The 22,493-nt window shown below is 58.9% G+C and carries 24 protein-coding genes and 2 tRNA genes; 17 read left to right on the forward strand and 9 right to left on the reverse strand.

The genetic code is table 11. The annotated features are described in order from the left end of the window. Positions 1-103: 103 nt before the first annotated feature. The 3 genes from I6J28_RS02540 (at position 104) to I6J28_RS11970 (ending at position 975) form a co-directional block, all read left to right on the forward strand. Complete coding sequence (locus tag I6J28_RS02540) at positions 104-292, forward strand: hypothetical protein (RefSeq protein WP_204611472.1); 189 nt, start codon at positions 104-106, stop codon at positions 290-292. A gap of 10 nt (positions 293-302) precedes the next feature. Beyond that, complete coding sequence (locus I6J28_RS02545) at positions 303-488, forward strand: helix-turn-helix transcriptional regulator (RefSeq protein WP_150850804.1); 186 nt, start codon at positions 303-305, stop codon at positions 486-488. 199 nt (positions 489-687) lie between these two features. Continuing rightward, on the forward strand, positions 688-975 hold the full coding sequence (locus I6J28_RS11970; protein ID WP_204610597.1) for a helix-turn-helix domain-containing protein: 288 nt from the start codon (positions 688-690) through the stop codon (positions 973-975). A gap of 18 nt (positions 976-993) precedes the next feature. Here the strand turns inward: I6J28_RS11970 and I6J28_RS02555 are convergent, their stop codons facing one another. Together I6J28_RS02555 and I6J28_RS02560 are read right to left on the reverse strand one after the other, a co-directional pair. Beyond that, the gene (locus tag I6J28_RS02555; RefSeq protein WP_204610598.1) at positions 994-1,734 is read right to left on the reverse strand and encodes an SDR family NAD(P)-dependent oxidoreductase; all 741 of its coding nucleotides are present in this window, start codon (positions 1,732-1,734) and stop codon (positions 994-996) included. Between the two features lie 241 nt (positions 1,735-1,975). Next, positions 1,976-2,063, reverse strand: a tRNA-Leu gene (locus tag I6J28_RS02560). 199 nt (positions 2,064-2,262) lie between these two features. Here I6J28_RS02560 and I6J28_RS02565 point away from each other — a divergent pair. From I6J28_RS02565 to I6J28_RS02605, 9 genes are all read left to right on the forward strand, one after another. Then, complete coding sequence (locus I6J28_RS02565; protein ID WP_005329666.1) at positions 2,263-3,096, forward strand: DUF3662 and FHA domain-containing protein; 834 nt, start codon at positions 2,263-2,265, stop codon at positions 3,094-3,096. A 25-nt stretch (positions 3,097-3,121) separates the two neighbouring features. Continuing rightward, a complete protein-coding gene (locus I6J28_RS02570; RefSeq protein WP_005329668.1) occupies positions 3,122-3,574 on the forward strand; it encodes an FHA domain-containing protein FhaB/FipA in 453 nt (150 codons plus the stop codon). Beyond that, entirely contained in the window at positions 3,571-4,935 is a 1,365-nt protein-coding gene (locus tag I6J28_RS02575; protein WP_204610599.1) for a PP2C family protein-serine/threonine phosphatase, read from the forward strand. The genes I6J28_RS02570 and I6J28_RS02575 overlap by 4 nt, the downstream gene beginning before the upstream one ends. A gap of 3 nt (positions 4,936-4,938) precedes the next feature. Then, the gene (locus tag I6J28_RS02580; protein WP_204610600.1) at positions 4,939-6,291 is read left to right on the forward strand and encodes an FtsW/RodA/SpoVE family cell cycle protein; all 1,353 of its coding nucleotides are present in this window, start codon (positions 4,939-4,941) and stop codon (positions 6,289-6,291) included. Further along, complete coding sequence (locus tag I6J28_RS02585) at positions 6,288-7,718, forward strand: penicillin-binding transpeptidase domain-containing protein (RefSeq protein ID WP_204610601.1); 1,431 nt, start codon at positions 6,288-6,290, stop codon at positions 7,716-7,718. Before I6J28_RS02580 ends, I6J28_RS02585 begins: the two co-directional genes overlap by 4 nt. Further along, positions 7,718-9,166 carry a serine/threonine-protein kinase gene (locus I6J28_RS02590; protein ID WP_204610603.1) on the forward strand — a complete coding sequence of 483 codons (1,449 nt, stop codon included), beginning with the start codon at positions 7,718-7,720 and terminating at the stop codon, positions 9,164-9,166. The genes I6J28_RS02585 and I6J28_RS02590 overlap by 1 nt, the downstream gene beginning before the upstream one ends. A gap of 3 nt (positions 9,167-9,169) precedes the next feature. Next, entirely contained in the window at positions 9,170-11,128 is a 1,959-nt protein-coding gene (pknB, locus tag I6J28_RS02595; protein WP_204610605.1) for a Stk1 family PASTA domain-containing Ser/Thr kinase, read from the forward strand. A 64-nt stretch (positions 11,129-11,192) separates the two neighbouring features. After that, the gene (gene crgA, locus I6J28_RS02600) at positions 11,193-11,462 is read left to right on the forward strand and encodes a cell division protein CrgA (protein ID WP_204610608.1); all 270 of its coding nucleotides are present in this window, start codon (positions 11,193-11,195) and stop codon (positions 11,460-11,462) included. A gap of 74 nt (positions 11,463-11,536) precedes the next feature. Further along, the gene (locus I6J28_RS02605) at positions 11,537-12,100 is read left to right on the forward strand and encodes a hypothetical protein (protein WP_204610610.1); all 564 of its coding nucleotides are present in this window, start codon (positions 11,537-11,539) and stop codon (positions 12,098-12,100) included. Here I6J28_RS02605 and I6J28_RS02610 read toward each other — a convergent pair. The 3 genes from I6J28_RS02610 to I6J28_RS02620 all read right to left on the reverse strand — a co-directional run bounded on the left by I6J28_RS02610 (position 12,072) and on the right by I6J28_RS02620 (position 15,105). Further along, positions 12,072-13,505: a phytoene desaturase family protein gene (locus tag I6J28_RS02610; protein WP_204610612.1), complete on the reverse strand. Its 1,434-nt coding sequence runs from the start codon at positions 13,503-13,505 to the stop codon at positions 12,072-12,074. The two genes, I6J28_RS02605 and I6J28_RS02610, sit on opposite strands and share 29 nt — an antisense overlap. A gap of 306 nt (positions 13,506-13,811) precedes the next feature. Further along, positions 13,812-14,465 (reverse strand): rhomboid family intramembrane serine protease, encoded by a 654-nt coding sequence (locus I6J28_RS02615; RefSeq protein ID WP_204610614.1) that lies wholly within the window; start codon positions 14,463-14,465, stop codon positions 13,812-13,814. Positions 14,466-14,574: 109 nt separating this feature from the next. Next, complete coding sequence (locus I6J28_RS02620; protein ID WP_005326254.1) at positions 14,575-15,105, reverse strand: peptidylprolyl isomerase; 531 nt, start codon at positions 15,103-15,105, stop codon at positions 14,575-14,577. A 69-nt stretch (positions 15,106-15,174) separates the two neighbouring features. Between I6J28_RS02620 and I6J28_RS02625 the strand changes: the two genes are divergently transcribed. Continuing rightward, a complete protein-coding gene (locus I6J28_RS02625; RefSeq protein ID WP_204610616.1) occupies positions 15,175-15,834 on the forward strand; it encodes an HAD family hydrolase in 660 nt (219 codons plus the stop codon). A gap of 180 nt (positions 15,835-16,014) precedes the next feature. Continuing rightward, positions 16,015-16,653: a DedA family protein gene (locus tag I6J28_RS02630; RefSeq protein ID WP_150850937.1), complete on the forward strand. Its 639-nt coding sequence runs from the start codon at positions 16,015-16,017 to the stop codon at positions 16,651-16,653. A gap of 49 nt (positions 16,654-16,702) precedes the next feature. Here I6J28_RS02630 and metE read toward each other — a convergent pair whose 3' ends face one another. Further along, positions 16,703-18,973: a 5-methyltetrahydropteroyltriglutamate--homocysteine S-methyltransferase gene (gene metE / locus I6J28_RS02635; RefSeq protein ID WP_204610618.1), complete on the reverse strand. Its 2,271-nt coding sequence runs from the start codon at positions 18,971-18,973 to the stop codon at positions 16,703-16,705. Next, positions 18,966-19,892 carry a methylenetetrahydrofolate reductase gene (locus I6J28_RS02640; protein WP_204610620.1) on the reverse strand — a complete coding sequence of 309 codons (927 nt, stop codon included), beginning with the start codon at positions 19,890-19,892 and terminating at the stop codon, positions 18,966-18,968. The genes metE and I6J28_RS02640 overlap by 8 nt, the downstream gene beginning before the upstream one ends. 283 nt (positions 19,893-20,175) lie before the next feature. Here I6J28_RS02640 and I6J28_RS02645 point away from each other — a divergent pair, with 283 nt between their 5' ends. The 3 genes from I6J28_RS02645 (at position 20,176) to I6J28_RS02655 (ending at position 21,823) form a co-directional block, all read left to right on the forward strand. Then, entirely contained in the window at positions 20,176-20,916 is a 741-nt protein-coding gene (locus I6J28_RS02645; RefSeq protein ID WP_204610622.1) for a hypothetical protein, read from the forward strand. Positions 20,917-21,049: 133 nt separating this feature from the next. After that, the gene (locus I6J28_RS02650) at positions 21,050-21,253 is read left to right on the forward strand and encodes a hypothetical protein (protein WP_005326240.1); all 204 of its coding nucleotides are present in this window, start codon (positions 21,050-21,052) and stop codon (positions 21,251-21,253) included. Positions 21,254-21,352: 99 nt separating this feature from the next. After that, on the forward strand, positions 21,353-21,823 hold the full coding sequence (locus tag I6J28_RS02655) for a GNAT family N-acetyltransferase (RefSeq protein WP_204611393.1): 471 nt from the start codon (positions 21,353-21,355) through the stop codon (positions 21,821-21,823). Here I6J28_RS02655 and I6J28_RS02660 read toward each other — a convergent pair. Together I6J28_RS02660 and I6J28_RS02665 are read right to left on the reverse strand one after the other, a co-directional pair. After that, a complete protein-coding gene (locus I6J28_RS02660) occupies positions 21,820-22,068 on the reverse strand; it encodes a hypothetical protein (protein ID WP_049378424.1) in 249 nt (82 codons plus the stop codon). The two genes, I6J28_RS02655 and I6J28_RS02660, sit on opposite strands and share 4 nt — an antisense overlap. Before the next feature lie 256 nt (positions 22,069-22,324). Further along, positions 22,325-22,397: transfer RNA gene (locus I6J28_RS02665), tRNA-Ala, on the reverse strand. Positions 22,398-22,493: the final 96 nt, after the last annotated feature.

Here is a 22,493-nt window from a genome sequence, read left to right on the forward strand (position 1 = left end):
AGCGATCAATAAGCGTTGATTTGACCTTTCCTAGGCATTAAATGGTTGTCATTGTGTAAAGTATATTTACGTCACCGACGTTAAAGACATCCGAGGAGGAAATGTGACTAAGCAACGCACCCTGGTAGCAACCGTAAACGTCTTAATCATGATGGCCCTAGTGACTCTTTACTCTCAGGGTTGGGGCAATATCTATGTATACGCTGGCCTGGCAATGCTAGCGGTGGTTTTTGGCGGTGTTGCAGTGGCTCAGGCCGTTGATGTCAGTGACAAAGATGCAAACGCCCGATAGAACAAACAACATGCTAAGAACCACGCGAATTCGGAAAGGGCTAACCCAATCGAAACTTGCGGAATCCGCAGGAGTATCACGCCAAACAATCTATGCCGCTGAGCAGGGAGCCGATCTGCGCCTTTCGGTAGCAAAAAGGGTGGCAAATGTTCTTCAATCAACAGTGGACGAGCTTTTTAGCCACAGCCCGCGGTAAGACGTACGCGCATTCGCCCGATAAAGTAAAGGCTAGGGCATCTCTTATCAACAGGCTGAGGCTACCGGGCTGAACCCTTGAAAGTGGGCATCGGAGATTGAATCTATGCCGTCAATTTGAGGGTACGGAACAAAACCCGGGGCACTTCAATTCACAAATTCGCTATGCGCGATTTGCACATTGACCGTAGGGTAAGAGTATGCCGCTGACACTCGTTTCCTTATCAACCGACCCAACACCCGACTTGCTTCGAACACGCATCGGACAAGCACTTCGCCAAACGCGGATAGCACAATCCAAGACTCTCCAAGACGTAGCCGATGAGGCAAACCTGTCACGATCCCACCTATCAGATATTGAACGTGGCAGGAAAGAAGCATCCTCAGAAGTCATTCGCAGCATCCACCAATCCTTAAACCTCAGCATCGACGATTTACTCGACCGCGCCTCACACTCGTCGAATCAGGGCCTGTGCCTAGCAGCCTAAACACATCCAAGCACCGATTTACAGTCCGCCTGAGGCCGTAATCATTTGGCCAGTAACCCAGCGCGACTCTGGCCCCGCAAGGAAAGCGGCTACCTTTGCAATATCTTCCGGGCGGCCCAACCTACCCATAGGGGTCATCTGTGCGAGCTGTTGCCTTAGTTCCGGGTCCGGATTGGCCTCTTGCTGGCCGTCGGTATCTGTTACTCCTGGCCGAATTGCGTTGACCGTAATATCTTTAGCTGCAAGTTCTTTAGCAGCTACTTGCGTCAGTGCTTCCAAAGCAGACTTCCCCGCGCAATACTCAGCGATCCCAGGTTGCGGCAACAAAGTATTCAACGACGAAATATTAATAATGGAACTTCCCTGAGGCATCGAAGGAGCAAGATGCTTAATAAGCAGGAAAGGGGCCGTCGCATTAATAGTGATGGCCTTATTCCATTCGTCTAACTCAGTATCAACTATGGGCCCGATCTCAGTTCCGGCACTGGCGTTGTTGACAACGACATTAAAAAGACCTTCTTGCGCTAGCTCTTTAACCGTTTCTTCGACAGAATCACTGGCACTTAGATCTGCACGTACAGCACGAACCTGATAGCCCCGGGACGACAAATCAGTGACCGCCTCATCCGCAGCGGTGCGGTTACTATTCCACGTCAGTACAACGTCGTACCCACCCCGTGCAAGGGTTTCTACTACCGCACGTCCAATACCACGCGACCCACCAGTAACTAATGCGGCTTTCTTCGTTGATTGTTCCATGCCGTCAATAATCCCCATCCCCACATAAAAAAGCCACGGATTCCGCTCCTAGCGAAATCCCTCCGAACTCGCGAACCCATAACCCATCGTCACATCAAACATTGCCCTCAAACGGGATGTGCGCCCTCAATCCCCGCACGTTCAATCCTCGGCCCTTAAAAACCGGAAAACGAAAGAAACCGGAGGTAACATACCCTTTCGAGTTTGTTACTTCCGGTCGTGCAGTTTGTTCAACTGCTCATGGTGCCCGGGGCGGGACTTGAACCCGCACGTCCTTATCGAACACTGGCACCTGAAGCCAGCGCGTCTGCCAATTCCGCCACCCGGGCAGGGTGTGAATGTCTTAGCGACTTGATAAAGATACCACGAATGCTCCTCAGAACTACAAATCTGCAGGAAAAATAAACTATTTCGGGGAAGGAGCAGCGAAATTTCTGGGAACTTTCGCGTCGCCATCTACGTTTCGAGGGAGTGAACAAACTATACTGATCGCTACTGATCGCTGCATGGTGGAAAGGAGAATGGCTCGTGGCGTTTTTGGAAAAGCTGGCGAAGCTGGACTCCGCCATGCAACGCGGCCTTGATAATGGCATGGCTCTTGTCTTCGGCGGCAAGGTCGTTCCAGCGGAGATTGATGAGCTTTTAAAGCAGGAAGCCCAGGATAATCTCGCACGCGGGGACGATGACAACCTTTATAGTCCGAATGTGATGACTGTGGGTGTCTCCTCCAAGGATTTGGAGAACTTGTCGCAGGATCGCAATTTGCCGGCCGATTGTGCAGACCAGTTGACGCGGTTTATTCGCAATAGCGGATGGTCCCTCGCGGGCCCCGTGATTGTGCGAGTGGCGGAGGAATCTGGTTTGCGCACGGGTCAGCTTCGCGTGTCCTCGTTTATTGATCACGAGCCCACGGAAGAGACCGGTTTTGAGGCTATTTTCCACGACTTTGATGGTCAGGAGGACCAGATGACCGAGCAGCACGAGAATACGGCTGATGACGCGGTAACTACCGCTTTCATTGCTCCAGATAGTCAACCCGCCCCGCAGCCGCAGGGCCCCGCAGTCAACCTGATGCTGCAGGATGGCTCTTCGCGCGTTTATCACGTGCAAGAAGGCTCCAATATTATCGGCCGCAGCAATGACGCGGACCTGCGCCTTCCGGATACGGGCGTATCCCGCCAGCACGCGGAAATCACCTGGAACGGCCAGGATGCGGTGCTGGTGGATTTGCAGTCCACTAATGGCACCACGGTGAATGAGACGCCGATTGATAATTGGCTGCTGGCCGATGGCGATGTGATCACTATGGGCCATTCCCACATCGAGGTCCGCATCACGGGCCTTGATTCGCACAGCTACTAAGTTCAGTTAAGGAAGGGAGGTCGCCATGGATGCAGTCATCATGCTGGCGCTTCGCATCGGCTTGTTGGCTCTGCTGTGGATTTTTATCCTGGTGGCCTTAAACGCCATGCGCCGCGATACTAATAAATCTGCTGGGGCTATCCGCCAGCAATCGAAGAAGGTGGGGGCACCGCGGCGTCGGGAAGCGATTAAGCAACTGTCCATCGTTGAGGGCCCCTTGCAGGGATCCCATATGGAATTGGGCACATTGGAGGACTGCACGCTGGGCCGAGCCTCTGACTGCGACTTTGTCACGGGCGACGACTATTCTTCCGGCCACCATGCTCGGCTATTCCGCCGCGGTAGCGAATGGGTTGTGGAAGATTTGGAATCTCGCAATGGCACCTTTGTCAATGGCGTGCGCATCGACCAACCCGAGGTAGTCGGCGCGGACTCCGAAATTAAACTGGGGCGCACTACCGTGAGGTTGAACGCATGACACTGAAGCTGAACTTCTTTGCTAAGTCCGATCGCGGCCTCATTCGCGATAACAACGAGGACTCAGGTTACGCCGGTCCTCACCTTTTGATTTTGGCCGATGGCATGGGTGGCCACGCGGCGGGCGAGGTTGCCTCCGAGCTGATGGTCAACCACCTAGAAATCTTGGACCAAGATCCGGGCCAAGAAGACACCACGGCGCTACTAGAAGCGGCCGCCGAACAAGCCAATGAGGCCATTAGTGATCACGTCAAGGCCCACCCAGAAACCGAAGGCATGGGCACCACGCTGTCCACCATGCTCTTCAACGGCACGGATTTCGGCGTCTGCCACGTGGGTGATTCCCGCGGCTACTTGCTACGCGACGGCAAACTCGAGCAGATCACCAAGGATGATACCTACGTGCAATCCTTGGTCGATAAAGGCGAACTGGACCCAGGCGATGTCTCGTCGCACCCGCAAAAGTCCCTCATTCTAAAGGCTTATACGGGCCGCCCGGTCGAAGCAACGCTATTTACCCTCGACGCCAAGCCCGGCGACCGTATCCTGTTGTGCTCCGATGGGCTTTCTGATCCGGTAACAGCCTCCACTATTGAAACCGCACTGGGGCAAGGCAGCATCGAGCAGGCGGGATCCGCGCTGGTAGACCTGGCCATTCGCTCCGGAGGTCCGGATAATGTCACCGTGGTTATTGGTGAAGTAACCGAGGAAAGCCCCCAGGAGCACGAACCATTCCGCGTAGGCGCCCTCGCGGGTCCTACGGAAGAACCAACCCATCCGGATTCTTCCGCCTCGCGGGCGGCACAGCTCTCCCGCAAGCCTCAAGTAATTCCGCCGGCCGTCATGGCGGATGGCAAGGACGAGCACCCAGAGCCTAATGATGACGAAGCGGAGGAGGAAACTTCCGGCCGAAAGATCGGCTGGAAAGTACTCCTTGCCTTGCTCATCGTCCTAGCGTTGGTCATCGGTGCCGGACTGTGGGCGAAGAACTTCTTGTCCAATAATTACTACGTGGCTACCAACGAGGCACAGGAAATCACCATCCAACAGGGTGCTGACTACTCCGTCTTTGGCAAGGAACTACACTCCACGCACCAAAACGTGTGCATTAATGACAGCAATTCGCTCCTCTTTTCCGGCGAGCCGTGCAAGGGCGACTTTGCACCACTAAAGGTTACGGACCTACCGGAATCTGAACGCAGCGCCGTCGACCATCTCTCCACTGGTGATCTAGGTGAGGTACAGCAGCAAGTCAATGATTTGGGCGATAAGGCGCTCAAGCCATGTATCACTGCGCCGAGCCAAAAAGATAAAAAAGATGCCAAGAAGAACAAGCCTGGCGTCACCTGCCGGGAGGTGTAGGTTGTGAAAAAGTTTTTTAGCCGAGGAACCGAACTCGGCCTGCTCATCCTAGCCGCCATCGTCTTTGCTATCACTTTGGTCAGCCTGGAGCTATCCCAAGACAACGCGCTGACCATGGATCTGGTTTACCTTATTGGCGGATTCATTGGCGTCTTCACCGTCGCCCATTTGGTGATGTGTTTCTTAGCGCCTTATGCCGATCAGATCATGCTGCCCATTGTGGCGATTCTCAACGGCATCGGGCTTATCATGTTGGCCCGCCTGGATCTGGTCAATGAAAGCGGGCTCGCGGTGCGTCAAGTCATGTGGACCATCGTCGGACTCGTACTCTTCGTGCTGGTCTTAGCCATATTAAAGGACCACAGGTCACTGACGCGCTACTCCTATATCTTGGGCGCCGCAGGCCTTGTCCTGCTGGCCCTGCCGCTGGTATGGCCGCAGCCTGCGGACGTGGAGGCACGCATCTGGATAAACTTGGGTCCGTTTTCAATCCAGCCCGGCGAGTTCTCCAAGATCTTGCTGATCTTGTTCTTTGCCATGCTGCTGACGCAGAAGCGCTCCCTATTTACCGTGGCGGGATACCGAGTACTGGGTATCTCCCTGCCGCGCTTGCGCGACCTCGCACCCATCCTGATCATTTGGGCCGTCGCGATCGTCATCATGGGTATCTCCAATGACTTCGGCCCAGCGCTGCTGTTATTTAGCACCGTCCTTGGCATGCTGTTTATGGCCACCGGCCGGGTGAGCTGGCTGCTTATCGGCGTTGTCCTCGTCGGTGTGGGCGGTTTTGGTATTTATCAGATCTCCGCAAAAATCCAGCAACGCTTTTCTAACTTCTTAGACCCGCTCGGCAATTATGACGTCACGGGTTTCCAGCTTTCCCAGTCGCTATTCGGCTTGTCTTCCGGCGGCATCTCTGGCAGCGGCTTGGGCGAGGGGCATCCAGAACTCGTTCCGGTGGCCCACTCGGATTACATCCTTGCCGCAATAGGTGAAGAATTCGGCCTCATTGGCCTAGCCGCCGTACTGGTGCTTTTCGGTATGCTGGCCACCCGCGGCTTTGGCACTGCGCTGCGCACCCGCGATACCTACGGCAAGCTGGTGGCTTCCGGTCTTTCTCTTACCTTGGCCGTGCAGGTCTTTGTGGTCACCGGCGGTATTTCTGCCCTGCTGCCGATGACCGGTTTGACCACGCCATTCATGTCTGCCGGTGGTTCCTCTCTCATGGCTAACTATGTATTGTTGGCGATCTTGCTGCGGATCTCTAACGCGGCTCGCCGCCCCATGCAGGAGACCTCGAGCAATGCGCCGAGCGATACCTCCATGTTCCCGTCGGTCCAGGAGGCTCACCGATGAATAGATCCATCCGTCTAGTGTCCTTATTTGCCGTCATTTTGACCGCTATTTTGCTGGTCAATTTGACGGTGATCCAGGCATTTTCTGAAGATAAGTACGCCCATAATCCACGGAATATGCGCGGCTTCATGGAAATGCAGACCACTCCGCGCGGCCAGATCTTTGCGGGCAATACCGTGTTGGCACAGTCGACGCAGAACCCGGATGAAACCTACTCGCGCTCCTACCCCATTGATTCACCGGCCTTTGGCAACTTGACCGGCTACTTGTCTAGCCAATTTGGTGCCTCGGAACTGGAGTCCTCCCAAAATGACATCCTCAATGGCTCTGATGATTCTTTAATGAAGCAAAACTGGCTGGATACTCTGGCCGATAAGCCGAAGCAGGGCGCAAATGTGGAGGTCACCATCGATCCTGCGCTCCAGCAGGCTGCCTATGATCAGCTGGTGGGTCCTGGCTACGAGGGCTCTGCGGTTGCCATTCAACCTTCCACCGGCAAGGTCCTGGCCATGGCCTCCAACCCTGGCTATAACCCCAATGATCTGATGGGCGATTCTGCCGAGGATAATTGGGCCAACCTGCAAGAGCAGGAGGGCCAGCCGCTGGTCAACCACGCCGGTGCAGAAACGCTGCCCCCTGGCTCCATCTTCAAGATCATCACCACTGCGGCAGGCCTAAACAATGGTTTTGATCCCTCTTCCACGCTGACCGGTTCCAACGTCATTACTTTGCCGGATACGGTTACGGAGCTGACCAACTACGCCAATCAAAAGTGCAATGGCCAGGATTCGGTAACGCTCCAGACCGCGTTTGCGCTGTCCTGCAATACCGCGTTTGTGGAAATGTCGGAGCAGATCGGCGCGGATGAGCTGCGCAAGTACGCCAAGGCCTTTGGCGTGGGTGAGAACTACGACCTTGGCGTGTCCACCTCCGGCGGCACCTTGGGCGATTTGCCGGACGGTGCGGCCACGGCGCAGTCTGCCATCGGCCAGCGCGATGTCACCATGACCGCGCTACAGGCCGCAGTCATGGCAGGCACCGTGGCCAATAAGGGTACCCGCATGCAGCCTTACCTGGTCAATCGCATTACCGACGCCCAGATGAAAGATGTCCGCACCACCAAACCCAAGAAGGCAGACCAGGCGGTTAATGAGGAGACCGCGGCTACGCTTACTGATTTGATGTATGCCTCTGAGCGTTCGTCCTGGGGCTATGACGGTAACGGCTTTGCCTCGAAGACCGGCACCGCCGAGCACGGCGAGGGGCTGGCCCCGCACGTGTGGTACGTTGCCTTCGATCCGGAACGCGATATCGCCGTGGGCGTCGTGGTGAAAAATGGTGGTAACTTGGGTGAGTCCGCTACGGGCGGCAAGGTTTCCGGCCCGATTGGCCGCGCCATCCTGCGCGCATACCAGGGGGAGCAGTAATGAATAGCGCTGAGAATAAAGAACATCTCCAAGAACTTATTGGCAGCGACTACGAGCTCCAGTGGATCATCGGCCACGGCGGAATGTCCACCGTGTGGCTGGCCGATGACACCCGCAACGATCGCGAGGTGGCGATCAAAGTCCTGCGCCCGGAGTTTTCCGATAATCACGAATTCCTCTCCCGCTTCCGCAACGAGGCGAAATCGGCCAAATCCATTCAATCCGAGAACGTGGTGGCCACCTATGACTACCGCGAGCTAGAGGATAACGGCCGCAAGTTCTGCTTCATGGCCTTGGAGTATGTGCGCGGCGAATCCCTCGCAGACCTTTTGGCGCGCGAAAATACGCTGCAAGAAGAGCTCGCTCTCGACGTCCTCGAGCAGGCAGCACATGGCCTATCCATCATTCACCGCATGGAGCTGGTCCACCGCGATATTAAGCCCGGCAACCTCCTCATTACGCAAAATGGCCAGGTCAAGATCACGGACTTTGGCATTGCCAAGGCGGCCGCGGCCGTGCCGCTGACCCGCACCGGCATGGTGGTGGGTACCGCGCAATATGTATCGCCCGAGCAAGCACAGGGCAAGGACGTCACGCCGGCTTCCGACGTCTATTCGCTCGGCGTCGTCGGCTATGAAATGCTGGCTGGCAAGCGTCCCTTTACCGGAGATTCCTCCGTGTCCATCGCCTTGGCGCACATCAACCAGGAGCCAGAGCCGCTCTCGACGAATATCAGCGCTCCAGCCCGCGAGCTCATTCGCATCGCATTGCGCAAGGACCCCTCTACCCGTTACGCCGATGGCAATGAGTTCACTCTGGCCATCTCCGCAGTTCGCTTGGGCAAGCGCCCGCCGCAGCCTAAGTCCGCACCACTAACGCAACGCGCACCGGAGCCCTCGCCGTCCGCATCAACGGAGATGTTGGGCAACGTTGCCCAGCCCACCACGATCCATCCGGCTGCGGGCACCGCTCCGCACAAGGAGTCCAAGGGCGGATCCTCCTTCCTGAAGGGCCTGGGTATCACCCTGCTCCTCGCAGCCGTGGCCGGTGGTGGTTACGCCGCCTACCACAACTTGAGCGATAACGAGGGAGAAAGCGAACCCTCCAGTACCCCGGAGACCTCGGTGGTTACGGAGTACCGCGATCCCACCACCACCCCGCAGAACACTCCGGAGGAAGAGACGGAAGAGGCCCCGGCACCGGTGACGGTGACAGAGACCGAGCCGCAGGAATCCGATCAGGAAGAAGCCCCGCGTACCACTACTCACCGCGAGACACCCACGCGCCACTCGCCTACCCACCAGGAACAGCCCCCGGCCGTACCAACGCAACAGAATCCGCAGGATACGCACGTTGAAACTACACCTGAGCTGGATACTCCAGTAAACTCGCAGGCTAATGAGCTCCCCGGAGACTTAGCCGATCTAATTACACAGGAGGGTGACTAAGCGATGGTCAATGACCGCTATCGGAGAGGCGAGATCATCGGCGCCGGCGGCATGTCTGAGGTCTATGCTGCCGAAGACACCGTCCTAGGCCGCCAAGTAGCGGTAAAGATGCTCCGCCCGGAAATGGCGCGCGACGTCAACTTCCGCGAGCGTTTTTACCGCGAGGCCCAGAACTCGGGCAAGCTGAATCACCCCAATATCGTGGCGGTTTATGACACCGGCGAAACCGAACTGGATGGTATGACCATCCCATATATCGTCATGGAGCGGGTCAACGGCCGCACCCTGCGCGATATCATTCGCGAGGACGGAGCCCTGTCCGCCCAGGAAGCGGCGGATATCCTCAAACCGGTAGCGGATGCACTGCAAGCCTCGCACGAGGCCGGGATTATCCACCGCGATATCAAGCCGGCAAATATTATGCTCACCAACACCGGCCAGGTGAAGGTGATGGATTTCGGCATCGCCCGTGCCTTGGATGATTCCACCTCGGCGATGACGCAAACTTCCGCCGTTATCGGCACCGCCCAGTACCTTTCCCCGGAGCAGGCTCGCGGTAAGAACGCGGATGCCCGCTCGGATGTCTATGCGCTGGGCTGCGTTCTCTATGAGGCGCTTACTGGCCATACGCCTTTTGAGGGCGAAACCCCCTTTGCGGTTGCGTATCAGCATGTGCAGGAAGAGCCGACGCCGCCGTCGGAGCTCATCGCGGAGCCCTCACTGACTCCTACCCAGCGCGTCAATATCGATGCGGTAGTACTTACCGCTATGGCCAAGCACCCGGCGGATCGTTATCAGTCCGCTTGGGAGATGGCCGGCGATTTGGAGCGCCTACGCAATGGGCAGGTCACCGCGGCGGCGCGCATGCACGTCAACGAGGAAGAAGACGAGCAGCCTACCGAAATGGTCGGCGCCGCCGCACCAGCTGCGGCCGCGCACCGCGCGCCAATCCAGTCCACCCGCCCCACCGAGGACGATGACAATCAGGGTGGCGGCTGGATGAAGTGGCTGGCAGCCTTCCTGGCCGCACTCTTGGTGGCCATCGTGGGCTACTTCGCCTGGGATTTCTTCTCCAACGATAAAGACTCTGAAGATAAGCCACGCCAGACCCAATCGGCCCGCGAGGACAAAATCACCGTGCCAGAGGTGGAAAACCGCCCGCGCAACGAGGTGGTTAAGGAACTAGAAGACATGGGTTTGCAGGTCACCGTCAATGAGGAGGCCAACCCGGATATTCCACGCAATAATGCCATCCGCATTAATCCGGCCCCAGGCTCCGAGCTGCAGAAGAACGCCTCGGTCACGCTGACTATTTCCTCCGGCAAGGAGATTACGGACGTTCCGGATATCACCGGCATGACCTTGGATAAGGCTGCTCGGGCCCTCGAAGAGGCAGGCTTGGCGCTCAACTCCGATGTCTCGGAGGAAAACGATGAAGCACCAGCCGGCCAAATCATCAAGCAGGACCCGGCCGGCGGCACGCAGCTGTCCAAGGGGTCGAAGGTGCGGGTGACGGTATCTAAGGGCGTCGAAAAGAAGCGCGTTCCCGATGTCGCCGGCATGGACGTCGATGATGCCCAGAGCCGCCTCGAGTCGAATGACTTTGATGTAGACGTCCGCGAGGTGGATTCCTTGGAGCCGAAGGGCACGGTGCTCAGCGTCTCCAACCAGGGCGCGGAGCTGGAAAAAGGCAAGCCGGTTACCGTTGAGGTATCCAATGGCATGCTCTTTAAGGCCCCTGACCTGGTACGCAAGAATGAGGGCCAGGCCGAGGCCGCGCTGCGGGAGGCTGGCTGGACCGGCCAGTTCGTCGTGGGCGAGCCGGCTCCTACCGGTGCCTTGGTGGATGCCAATAAGATTGGCTGGGCGTCTGTGAACCCGGGCGATACCATGCGCAAGGATCAAAATATTGATATCCGCCTGTGGAGCTTCGACCCCGCTGCACTTCTGCCGCAGCCATAACTGCTGGTATCCTAAGGCCTCAGTACGAACTTAGATAAGACTTTAAATCTAGAAAAGGTATCTTATGCCGAAGTCAAAGATTTCCCAGAACTCCTCCGTCCCTACCTCGAGCTCTGCTACCAACCGCACGCCCGTCAAGATCAATTCTGAGGGCACCCCGAAGTGGTACGTCGCCATCATGCTGGGACTGATGGTCATCGGCCTGCTGTGGCTGGTGGTCAATTACCTCGCTGGCCAGGACATCCCGTTCATGGCGGATCTCGGCGCATGGAATTACGGCATCGGCTTCGGACTGGCCATCATCGGCCTGCTAATGACCATGGGTTGGCGCTAAGCTAAACTCCACAACCTATTCCCTCGCTCCCTACTTTTTGTAGGCGGCGAGGGTTTTTCATATCTAGGAGCCACATGTCTCGCCATATTCTTGCTGCTGGCCTCATCATTTCGGTGGCCTACGCGGCCGTGCACATCGCGTTTGCCGACGCCACCCTACTCACCGGCGCCGCTCCCTTCCGCCTTTCCGTGCGCAACTACCTAGGCAACGTCCTAGGCTCGGGCATGGTGTGGGGAATCTTTAGCTACCTCATGGGTAAGGAGTTTCCGGGCCGGTGGCTCAAGGCACTCCTGGCCGGTACGGGAATCATCGTTATGATGCTGGCGGTGCACTATGCCTTGCTCGTGGTTTTCGGTGTATATAACTGGCGCGAGGCATTCGAGTACAACGCCCAGTGGTTCTTCCTGGCGCTCCTCTCTGGACCGGTACTGGGGCTGGCCGGCGCGGCCTCGGCACGGTTCTGCTGGTTCGATTACCTCGCCGTACTTGGTTTCCTCCTCGAGCCCGTGGTTGCCGGACTCGTCCCAGGCAATTCCTACCTGCCCCGCACCACGACCATCCCTGGGTACTTCGCCGCCGCGAGTTTGTGGCTCATCGGCGCGGGCTTCTTTATTTGGCAGCGTCGTTCCACGCGCTAAGCGCTTCTTCGGCGGCCCACCACCCCGGCATGCCGTGCACGCCAGCGCCAGGAGCGGCCGAGCTAGAGGCCATTAATACTCCCGGGGCGAGTCGGTGCGGATGGGCCGAGAAGCGTGGTCGCAGGAGGGTTTGCAGCCCGGTCATGGAACCGCCGGCGATATCGCCGCCCACCAAATTAGGATTCCATCGCTCCAGATCGGCCGGGCTCGTAGCACGGGTGGCCAGGATGGTATCGCGAAATCCGGGGGCAAAGCGCTCAATCTGGGCAGCAATCAGCTCGGTGACCTCACCCGGATAGCGCTCCACATAGCCGCGCGGGACATGCGCATAGGTCCACAGCGTTTGCCCTCGAGATGGGTCTGCCACGTATTGCTGGCATGCCAATACCAAGGGGCGCTTAGGCATGCGCCGCTTGCCGACGTCCCCCTCAGCCCCACATATTTCCTCCAAGCTGCCACCCACATGCACGGTGCCGGCCTGACCCACGCGCGGATCGGCCCATGGCACGGGTTCGCTGAGGTGAAAGTCCACTTTGAATACGGCGCTGCCATAGCGCCAGCGTGCCAGGCTCCGCCGAGTGCCGTCCCGCAGTTCCAGCCCACCCAGCCGCAGAATCTGGCGCGGGGTGAGGTTCACAATGATCGCATCGGCCGGAGGCAGCTCCCGCAGGTCGGTGACCTCGCATCCGGTGTGGAGGCGGGCATGGTGGGAGCGGAGGAGGTTAAGGAGGGCGTCGATAAGAGCGCCGGTGCCACCCTCCACCACAGGCCAGCCGCGGGTCATGCCAAGCCCGCCAAAGAGCAGGCCGAACGCCGAGGTAAAAGGCGTAGTCGGTGAGGTGATCGCGTGTACCGCGCTACCTGCAAAGAGGGCGCGAGCCTGGGGCGTGCGGAAGGCCGCGCGCGCCAAGCTGCTGGCGGGCAACACCCCGGCCGCGCCAAACTGCGCCAAGCGCACAGGGCGATCTGGCCAGCGCACCAGCGGGGTAAGCGCGTTGTCCACATGCTCATCGATGTGGCGGACAATGTGCCCGTGCAGCCGCCTCCACGCCTGGGCATCGGGCCCCAACTCCGCCGCCGTATCCGCCAAGGAACCGTGCAGGACCCCAGCCGGCGCGCCTTCGAGCGGATGGGCCATGGGATAAGGAGCATTGCGCCACCGCACACCGTGGGCTTCCAAGTCGAGGGCGCGAAAGGCCGGGCTCGCTACGCCAAAGGGGTGCCCAGCCGCGCCGAGATCCACGATCGTGCCCGGGAAAATCTCCGCGGAGGATGCCGCTGCACCACCGGGCCGGCCGGCGCGCTCGTAGATATCCACACGCCACCCGGCCATGGCCAAGCGGGCCGCGGCCGTGAGGCCATTCGGGCCTGCGCCGACGATCACAGCGCGAGGTTGATAATCCACAATGCTCCTTATGCAGGTCAATGCCCAAATTTATCAGTCTTGTTAACACAATGGGTAGAAAGTTATCCACAGGCTGTGGAGAAAACCTGTGAAATGTGAATTTCACACAATTATTAACACCCTGTGGATAACTGTTTTCACGGGCTTCCACAAGCTGATTTTCACACTTTCGCACGGGCTAGACCAGCGTGATCAGGGAAAACTCCGGAAAAGCGTTCGGTAAATTACAAAAATGTAGTTATCCACAATGTGGATAACCATTGTGGAATTCTTTCGCACACGCTTTCCGGTGATCAAATTCCACAGTTATCCCCAAACCCCAGCTTGGTGGGCTAATAGTGCGAGGACTACCGCGGCCACCGCAGCAACGCCGCCCCAGCGGAGGGTGGGGCTTTTTCGATAGAGGAAAAGGCTCAACACGATGCCTGTGCACAACCCGCCAAGGTGTCCCCACAGGGATACGCCATCGGCTAGAAAGGTATAGGCCACGTTCGCCAGAACGAGGGCGATGGGTGCGCGGAGATCGAGCCCGCGCTGGCGGTAAGCACCCACCAGCATGGCCATGAGCGCGAAGAGCGCGCCCGAGGCGCCGACGGTGGGGGTCTCAAAGTCGAATGTCAGGATCATGGCGGACGCGCCAAGACAAGAAATGAGATAGGCAGCGAGGTACAACCCGGTGCCAAGGGCCCGCTCCACCTCCTTGCCTATGAGAAGGAGCATGATCATGTTCACCGCCAAATGGCCCGCATCCAGGTGCATAAACGCGGAGGACAGCGCCGTCTGCGGCGCAATCGGATATTGCGGGCCCCACAGGCCCCAATCCACCGCGAGGTCGGATTCATAGAAGGTAGCGCCCAGCGTCCGGGCCTGCACCGCGGTAATAAGCCAGGCAATGATGCAGACGGCGGCGATGAGCGCGGTCGCCGGGGTAGTGCGGACATAGTTTCTCACCATGGTCATGAAGTTGTCAGTCCTTGGGGCGGGTCTAGTGGTGGGTGGCTCGGGGTAAAACTGCAACGAGCCCGCCGCCGCATGGATAATGCGGTGACGGGCCCGAGGGAAAAGGTGATTACGCGATATCGATGGACTCGATAACAACGTCCTCGTGCGGACGGTCCATGCGGTCGGTATCAACCTTGGCGATCTTGGACACAACCTCCTGGGAGGCAGCATCGGTAACCTCACCAAAGATGGTGTGGTGGTTGTTCAGGTGCGGGGTCGGCGCCACGGTGATGAAGAACTGGGAGCCGTTGGTGCCTGGGCCGGCATTGGCCATGGCCAGCAGGAATGGGCGGTCGAACTGCAGCTCCGGGTGGAACTCGTCCTGGAACTGGTAGCCCGGGCCACCGCGGCCGGTGCCGGTAGGGTCGCCGCCCTGGATCATGAAGTTATCGATGATGCGGTGGAAGATTGCGCCGTCATAGAACGGGCCGGACTGCTCACCCTTTGCGTTCTGGGTGGAGTAGTCCTTCTCGCCCTTGGCCAGGCCGATGAAGTTTTCAACGGTTACCGGTGCGTGGTTACCGAAGAGATCGATAACAATGTCACCGTAGTTGGTATGCATCGTTGCAGTTGCGGTCTTCTGAGTCATGCCAGCCATTGTAAAGAATTTAACGCGCGCCTGCCGCGCATGACATAACGCTGTCAGCGATCGCGCTAGCCTGAAGGCATGATTCGCGCGCTACTTTTTGATCTGGATGACACCCTGCTCGACCACACCGGCGCGGCCCGGGACGCGGTGGATCAATGGTGCCGCGAGCTAGGACTGCCCGAGGGCCAGCATGCGCGCTTTGCGGCCATCGAGCGCACCTGGTTCAACGCCTACGAGCGCGGCGAGGTCACCCACCAAGGCCAGCGGGCGGCCCGCTGCCGCGAATTCCTCGGCCGGGAGATGAGCGATGCCGAGGCGCTGACCGCTTATGACGGCTATCTTTCCGCCTACCGGGAGCAGTGGCGCGCTTTTGCCGACGCCCTGCCCACCCTCACCTGGGCCCTCGAGTCCGGCTTCCAGGTGGGCGTGCTCACCAATGGCGAGCGCGAGATGCAGCAGGCCAAGCTGGAAGCCACGGGCCTTGCGCTTGCCGACGTCCTCCTCATCCCCACCGTCGACCTCGGCTGCCCCAAACCGCAGCGCGCGGCCTACCTCGCCGCCTGCGATCAGCTGGGTGCGGCCCCCGCAGACACGCTCATGGTGGGCGATTCCCTAGCCAACGATGTGCAGGGCGCGCGCACGGCGGGGCTGCACGCGCTCCACCTCGACCGTGCGGGGAATGGGGATCTGCGCTTGCTTAGCGCGTTGAAAGAGGTTCTTTCCCAGATAGCCAGCTGACTACGCTGGTACCGAGACTTGCGCACCCAGTTTGCGGATCTTTCTCGCTAGTGATGTTTTTAACCCAAAGGTTAGAACGAGAAAAGAAACATACCGGTTCCATTCAGACACCCAGCGGATTCGCAGCTACTTTGCAGTTTGCGGAGGATACTAAAAGAACCACAATGAAAGGATCCACTCATGGATTTCTTGTCCTCCCTCCACAACCTCATGGACGCAGGCTCGCTGCTCCAAAGCTTTGGACCTTATATCCTGCTCGGCGTCGCCGTCGTCATCTTCATCGAGTCCGGCGTGCTCTTCCCATTCCTGCCGGGTGATTCACTGCTCGTTACCGCGGCCATCCTGCGCCACGAACTCGACATCAATGCCTGGCTGCTCTTTGTCGTGGCCGCGGTGGCCGCCTTTGCCGGCGACCAGGTGGGCTTCTACTTAGGCCGCCGCTTTGGCCGCAAGCTTTTCAAGGATGACGCCCGCGTTCTGCGCACCGAACACCTCGATAGCGCGGAAGACTTCTTCCAGCGTCACGGCCCGGTGGCCTTGGTATTGGGACGCTTCGTGCCGATTGTGCGCACCTTCGTCCCCTTCGCCGCGGGTACCGCAGAAATGGGCTACTCCTCGTTCCTGCGCTGGAATATCCTTGGCGGCATAGGCTGGGTAGGTTCCATGCTGCTCGTCGGCGTACTGCTGGGCGGTATCCCGGGCATTGCCCACTCCATCGACATCATCATGCTGATCGTGGTGGCAATTTCCGTGCTGCCGATGATCATCGGCTGGATCAATAAGCGCCGCAAGGCACAGCGCGAAATCCCGGCCAAATAAGAACTTTTGTTCTTTACCCGGCCGGGATTGCGGTGCGATTAGGGAGGATTTAGAGGGACTCGCGCACCTCATCGCGAGCCAGCACCATATTGCGCAGGGAGGCCTCGGTCTCCTCGTAGCCGCGGGTCTTCAGGCCGCAGTCCGGGTTGACCCACAGGCGCTCGACCGGCACGTGCTTGAGCGCGGCGCGGATGAGCTCTGCCATCTCCGCTACGGAAGGCACGCGCGGGGAGTGAATATCGTAGATGCCCGGGCCGATCTCGGAGTGGAAGGTCTCGTCGATATCCTCCAGCAGCTCCATGCGGGAGCGCGCCGCCTCGATGGAGGTGACATCGGCATCCAGGCCGGCAACGGCATCGATGATCTGGCCGAACTCGGAGTAGCACAGGTGGGTGTGGATCTGGGTGGTCGGCTTGGCCTCGAGGGCTACCAGGCGGAAGGAACGCACGGCCCAGTCCAGGTAGGCCTTGCGGTCTTCCTCGCGCAGCGGCAGGAGCTCGCGCAGGGCGGGCTCGTCGATCTGGATGATGTCGATGCCTGCCTCTTCCAGGTCATGCACCTCATCCGCCAGCGCGACGCCGAGCTGGTCCGCGGAGACGGACTGGTGTACGTCATCACGGACGAAGGACCAGGCCAAGATGGTCACCGGACCGGTGAGCATGCCCTTGACGTGGTGCTCCGAGAGCGACTGGGCGTACTTGGACCACTCGGTGGTCATCGCAGCCGGGCGGGAGATGTCACCAACCACGATTGGCGGACGAGTGCAACGGGAGCCATATGACTGGACCCAGCCGTTTTCGGTGGTGACGAAGCCATCGAGCAGCTCGGCAAAGTACTGGACCATGTCATTGCGCTCCGGCTCGCCGTGAACGAGGATATCGAGGCCGAGGCGCTCCTGCAGCTCAATGACGGACTTGACCTCGTCCTTGAGGGCGGCGTTGTAGTCGGCGTCGGAAAGCTCGCCCTTGCGGTGCGCCGCACGCGCCTGGCGGATCTCCTTGGTCTGGGGGAAGGAGCCGATAGTGGTGGTTGGCAGCTGCGGCAGGCCAAGTTCCTTCTGCGCCTCGTTGCGCTCAGCAAAGGCAGGCTCGCGCTTGACCTCGCCGGCCGGCAGCTTTTCGATGCGCGCCTTCACCGCCGCGTTGTGGATGCGCTCGGATTCGGCACGGGTGCGCACTGCGCGGTCGCTGATGCTATAAGCCTCCGGTGCCTCCAGCGGGCCCTGGGAGAGGGCGACGACTTCCTTGACCTTCTCGTTGGCGAAGGAGAACCAGGTGGCGACGTCGGCCGGCAGCTTGGTTTCCGCCTCCACGGTGTGTGGCACGTGCTGCAGGGATACGGAGGTAGACACGGAAAGGGAATCGAGGCTGCCCTCTAGGTCGTCGTACTTGGAGCGCAGGTCGCGTAGGTTGGCGGCCCAGACATTGCGGCCGTCGATAAGGCCGGCAACCAGGTGGGACTTCAGGTTCTTCACGCGATCGAGGTAGCCCTCATCGAGTGCCAAGGTTCCTACGGAAAGGTCCACCTGGACGGCCTCTGGCTTGAGCTCCGCCAGAACGTCGAGGCCCTTGCGGGCAGAACCGTACGGGGTGGTGAGGTATACCTGCGGGCGGTTGTCCGCGCCCAAAATAGCCTCGTAGGCGCGCTTGGTGTGGGCGGCCAGTTCCTCATCGTTGGCGATGGTCAGGTCCGCTACCAGGGCAGGCTCGGCCAGCTGTACCCACTTCACGCCGGACTTATCCAGCTCGGCCAGTACCTCCTGGTATGCCTTGACGGCATCATCCAAGCGGTCGAGCGGAGACTTGGTAGCACCCTCTGCCTGCTTAGACAGGGCCAGCAAGGTGACTGGGCCGACGAGGTACGGGCGCACGGTGTGGCCTGCCGCGCGGGCCTCTTCTACCAGCTTGGTAACGCGCTGCGGGTGCGCCTTGAAGTCCTGGTTATCGGCGATTTCCGGGACGATGTAGTGGTAATTGGTATCAAACCACTTGGTCATCTCCAGCGGCGCGGTGTCCTTATTGCCGCGCGCCAAGGTGAACTCATCATCCAGGGTCTCGCCGGCCACGGCGCCAACGGTCAGTGCGCTCTCGAGCACCTGGTCGTAGTAGGCGACGTCGGCAGGAATGGCGTAGTCCTCAGTAAGTCCCAGATCGCGCAGGCGGTTATAAGTATCCAGGCGGAGGGAATGTGCGGCGGACTCGAAGGTTTCCGCATCGATGCGGCCGGCCCAGTAGGATTCCAGCGCGCGCTTTAGCTCACGGTTAGCGCCGACGCGGGGGTAGCCCTCAATCGTCGCCTTGGGGAAGTTAGTGTTAGTCATTGTCTACTCCGATTCGAGATAACAGGTCTTGTGTAATGTCCGGATTGTTGTGGGTATAGATATGGAGGCCTTCCGCGCCGCCGGCCACAATGGTGCGGGCCAATTGGGCAGTAAGCTCCATGCCGATTTCGTATTCCTCTTCTGGGGTTGTCGCTGCCGCGAGCTGAGTGCGCACCCTTTCGGGTACGGTCAGCCCGGACAGCTGCCCCATTCGTTCCAACCGGCGCAGGCTGGTCATGGGCATAATCCCGGGAATGAGGGGGATTTTTACCCCGGCCAATTTCGCCCTTTGGGCGAAGCGGAGGAAATCCTCGGCGTCAAAGAAGAGCTGGGTGATGGCGAAGTCCGCGCCGAGACGCTGCTTATTGAGCAGCACGTCGAAGTCCTCGTCTTCATTCTTGGATTCTGCGTGGCCGCTGGGGTAACAGGCCACGCTCACCGCTAGCCGGCCGGCGGCAAAGCGTGCCGCTTGGTGGCTTTCTAGCTCGCGGATGAGTCGAATCAGCTCATCAGCATGCTGCAGGTAGTGTTCTGGCATGCCCCCTTCTGGGAGATCGCCGCGCAAGGCCAGTAGGCCACGAACACCGGCGTCTACCAAGCGATTGATCCACTCGATGAGCTCTTCGCGCGAGCCGGCCGTGCAGGCTAAGTGCGCCAGCGGACGCATGGAGGTGTTCTGCGAGATCTTCTCAATAAAGGCCGCGGTCCCCTCTAGCCAGCCGGAGCGTTGGGAGCTAGTCACCGCGATGTAATCGGGATGGTAGCTTTCTAAGACTTCTAGCAGGCGGTCGATCTTGGCGGCATCGGCGTCGTGGCGCGGTGGGATTACCTCGAAGGAAAGGGCAAGGCGCTCGGGCGCATCTGCTTCCTCTTCGCTTTCATAATCCAAGGGCGCGGAAGCCGAAAGTCGCGGACTCATGGTCACCTCCTTTGCTGGTCGTCGTTGGTGCGTTGGGAAAAAACGTACCAAGCTGTTCAGTTTGTGCGATAGCGATTGTTCAATGGTGATACCATTGCAAGCCCGCAAACTGCGAGGTTGGCGAAAAATCGGCTGAATAATAATCACAGGTTCTGAACCAAGCGGTCTATTTCTACCCCGTTCCCCCAGTACGCTACCGCGCTCACGGTGGTACACCACCCAACACGTCACTATGCTGGGTGAAAGCGAATTGATAAATCAGAGTTAAGGAGTATTCCACCCCATGAACCCCACCACACTGAACGTGGCCTTTAAGACTGCATCGAACCTGTGGAGCCAGTTCAATAACTACCGCGAGGAAAAGTCGCGCGAAGCCTATACCGCCCTAGAAGAAGCTGCGCAGAAGATGGACGAGCGCGATAACAGCAACTTCGCTGAACCCCGCCGCCAGGCAGGCGCCGTCACCCGCGCCGCACACTCCCGCCTCGAGCGCGCCCTAGGGGAATTCAACGATTACCGCGAGGACGCTACCGAGCGCCTGAACGATGCCAAGGAAGAGGCAACCAAGAAGGCAAAGAAAGCCCGCAAGCAGGCAAAAAAGGATTCCCAGAAGGCCCAGAAGAACCTCAAGAAGAAATCCGCCAAGGTAGCCAAAAAGCAGAAGAAGAATAAGAAGTCCTCTAAGGGCTGGATCTTCGCCGGCATCATCGCCCTATTGTCCGCTGCGGCCGGTGCCGCCTATTACTGGCTGCGCTCCAACGACAAGCCTTCCCAGACCCCGCCGCGCGTGGATGACTTCCAGCCCGGATCCCACACCGCTCCGGAGTCCACCTTGGTCTACACTTCCGCCAGCGAGAATGACACCCAGTCTGACCTCGTTGAAGAAGGTGCCGTACGCGATGAGGAGCTCCTCGGTTCCATCGATGAGCAGCTGGCCAAGCACCGCGAGGAAGAAGCAGCTCAGCCGGCCGATACCACCCGCGTTACCGATGACCACCAAAACGAGGGCAAGCACCGCCTGTAAACCGAGGAATAAATACGCTTACCACCCCGCCGTGGGGGTATGCGTAGCGTTGTCTAGATCTCATTGCTTTGCCTAAACAAAAATCTCTTGATTGAATTCCCACATTAGGGATCTTTCTACAAGGAGATGAACAATGAGCTTTGAGTCCCTCACCGTCAAGCTCAAAGACGGCTCAACGTACTACTTCCCGGCGGGTGCGGTGTCCAAAGACCCTTCCTCTCGCGTGGATAACCTGCGCTTCGCCATCGATAACGGAACCACTTTCCACTCCGTGGATGAGGCCGGCATCGAGCGCGAATTCAACGGTCACGACGTCCGCAATTACCACCTAGCCTAAGCGTTAGCACAATCCCTTCCTCGCAGGTCACCGGCTTGTACGGAAGGGATTTTTCGCGTGCCCACCCCACGCTACGGCCCGCCGTCTATCGTGGATCTTATGGAACTTCGCGCAACGCAGGAATCTGACCGCACCTACCTCGCCCGCCTCAACTTTCTTACTGATACTTTCGGTGACGAGCACGGCGAGCTTTCCCCCGATTTTGCCGATGATTTTGCCTTCTACGTGGAAAATTGGGAGCCCAATCAGGGCGGCTTCATCGCATGGGAGGAGCTCGTCCCAGCCGGCGGCGTGTGGCTCAATTGGGGCACGGAGGACAATCACGGCTTTGGCTTTGTTAAGCCCGCCATTCCGGAGCTCGCCATCGCGGTCGAGACCCGCTATAAGGGCCAAGGCATTGCCACCGCGCTTATCGACGCCGCCACTTCCCTCGCCCAGACCCTGCGCGCCCCCGGCATCTCTCTAGCCGTCCACCCCGATAATCCCCGCGCCAAGGGTCTCTATGAGCACCTCGGCTTCGAGCACGTGGGCAGCCACGAGGATCACTTTGTGATGGTCAAGCGCTTCTAAAGCGAACGCAGGCGGGCGTGAGTAACATAAATGGGCTCGTTATCCACGGCCGTCTTAAACTCCTCGGTCAGTCCTGCCATAACCGCCTCGCGCGCCTCTTCGCGGGTGCTGTGAAAGCTCACAACCTCGCCATCCACCGCGGACTCGCCGCGCTTGCGCACTACCACGAATTCCGCGCCCTCCGGCGCCGCAACTTCTTTGTCTGCGGAGGTAAAGGGATCACTGTAGCGAGCGTTGGCGGTCATGGTTGGTCTCCTGGTGGTATCGCGGGACAGTAATGATTCCCCATTCACTGTACTGAAAGTTTCTCGCCCGCGACCTTGCACAATTCCGCCCGCTTCTTTCGCTGTTCACGATTTTCGTCCATATAAATCGGCACAACCGTCGACGGAAACCACGGTTTGTATGGACGAAAGTTGCGATCGCAGCCAATTCGACCCCTGAACCCCACCACGTAGAAAAAGTCCGGCCCCTCCGAAGAGGAAGCCGGACTACATGCTGTGGAGCATAGGAGAATCGAACTCCTGACCTTCTGCTTGCAAAGCAGATGCTCTACCAATTGAGCTAATGCCCCAGTGCCTAGTTACTTTACTACCGCAGCCGAAGTAACTACAAACCGCTCCCAACCTGAACCGCTCAAATCACTTTCGCCACTTTAGGCATGTCCTAT

Source organism: Corynebacterium tuberculostearicum (genome assembly GCF_016894265.1).
In the GTDB taxonomy this organism is placed as follows: domain Bacteria; phylum Actinomycetota; class Actinomycetes; order Mycobacteriales; family Mycobacteriaceae; genus Corynebacterium; species Corynebacterium tuberculostearicum_D.

What these genes read in the sequence shown, in the direction of transcription:
- I6J28_RS02630 (WP_150850937.1), top strand. Translation starts at nt 16,015, where the DNA reads ATGGATTTCTTGTCCTCCCTCCACAACCTCATGGACGCAGGCTCGCTG.
- metE (WP_204610618.1), bottom strand. Translation starts at nt 18,973, where the DNA reads ATGACTAACACTAACTTCCCCAAGGCGACGATTGAGGGCTACCCCCGC.
- I6J28_RS11970 (WP_204610597.1), top strand. Translation starts at nt 688, where the DNA reads ATGCCGCTGACACTCGTTTCCTTATCAACCGACCCAACACCCGACTTG.
- I6J28_RS02575 (WP_204610599.1), top strand. Translation starts at nt 3,571, where the DNA reads ATGACACTGAAGCTGAACTTCTTTGCTAAGTCCGATCGCGGCCTCATT.
- pknB (WP_204610605.1), top strand. Translation starts at nt 9,170, where the DNA reads ATGGTCAATGACCGCTATCGGAGAGGCGAGATCATCGGCGCCGGCGGC.
- I6J28_RS02570 (WP_005329668.1), top strand. Translation starts at nt 3,122, where the DNA reads ATGGATGCAGTCATCATGCTGGCGCTTCGCATCGGCTTGTTGGCTCTG.
- I6J28_RS02625 (WP_204610616.1), top strand. Translation starts at nt 15,175, where the DNA reads ATGATTCGCGCGCTACTTTTTGATCTGGATGACACCCTGCTCGACCAC.
- I6J28_RS02640 (WP_204610620.1), bottom strand. Translation starts at nt 19,892, where the DNA reads ATGAGTCCGCGACTTTCGGCTTCCGCGCCCTTGGATTATGAAAGCGAA.
- I6J28_RS02645 (WP_204610622.1), top strand. Translation starts at nt 20,176, where the DNA reads ATGAACCCCACCACACTGAACGTGGCCTTTAAGACTGCATCGAACCTG.
- I6J28_RS02615 (WP_204610614.1), bottom strand. Translation starts at nt 14,465, where the DNA reads ATGACCATGGTGAGAAACTATGTCCGCACTACCCCGGCGACCGCGCTC.
- I6J28_RS02545 (WP_150850804.1), top strand. Translation starts at nt 303, where the DNA reads ATGCTAAGAACCACGCGAATTCGGAAAGGGCTAACCCAATCGAAACTT.
- I6J28_RS02650 (WP_005326240.1), top strand. Translation starts at nt 21,050, where the DNA reads ATGAGCTTTGAGTCCCTCACCGTCAAGCTCAAAGACGGCTCAACGTAC.
- I6J28_RS02585 (WP_204610601.1), top strand. Translation starts at nt 6,288, where the DNA reads ATGAATAGATCCATCCGTCTAGTGTCCTTATTTGCCGTCATTTTGACC.
- I6J28_RS02660 (WP_049378424.1), bottom strand. Translation starts at nt 22,068, where the DNA reads ATGACCGCCAACGCTCGCTACAGTGATCCCTTTACCTCCGCAGACAAA.
- I6J28_RS02555 (WP_204610598.1), bottom strand. Translation starts at nt 1,734, where the DNA reads ATGGAACAATCAACGAAGAAAGCCGCATTAGTTACTGGTGGGTCGCGT.
- crgA (WP_204610608.1), top strand. Translation starts at nt 11,193, where the DNA reads ATGCCGAAGTCAAAGATTTCCCAGAACTCCTCCGTCCCTACCTCGAGC.
- I6J28_RS02620 (WP_005326254.1), bottom strand. Translation starts at nt 15,105, where the DNA reads ATGGCTGGCATGACTCAGAAGACCGCAACTGCAACGATGCATACCAAC.
- I6J28_RS02590 (WP_204610603.1), top strand. Translation starts at nt 7,718, where the DNA reads ATGAATAGCGCTGAGAATAAAGAACATCTCCAAGAACTTATTGGCAGC.
- I6J28_RS02655 (WP_204611393.1), top strand. Translation starts at nt 21,353, where the DNA reads ATGGAACTTCGCGCAACGCAGGAATCTGACCGCACCTACCTCGCCCGC.
- I6J28_RS02605 (WP_204610610.1), top strand. Translation starts at nt 11,537, where the DNA reads ATGTCTCGCCATATTCTTGCTGCTGGCCTCATCATTTCGGTGGCCTAC.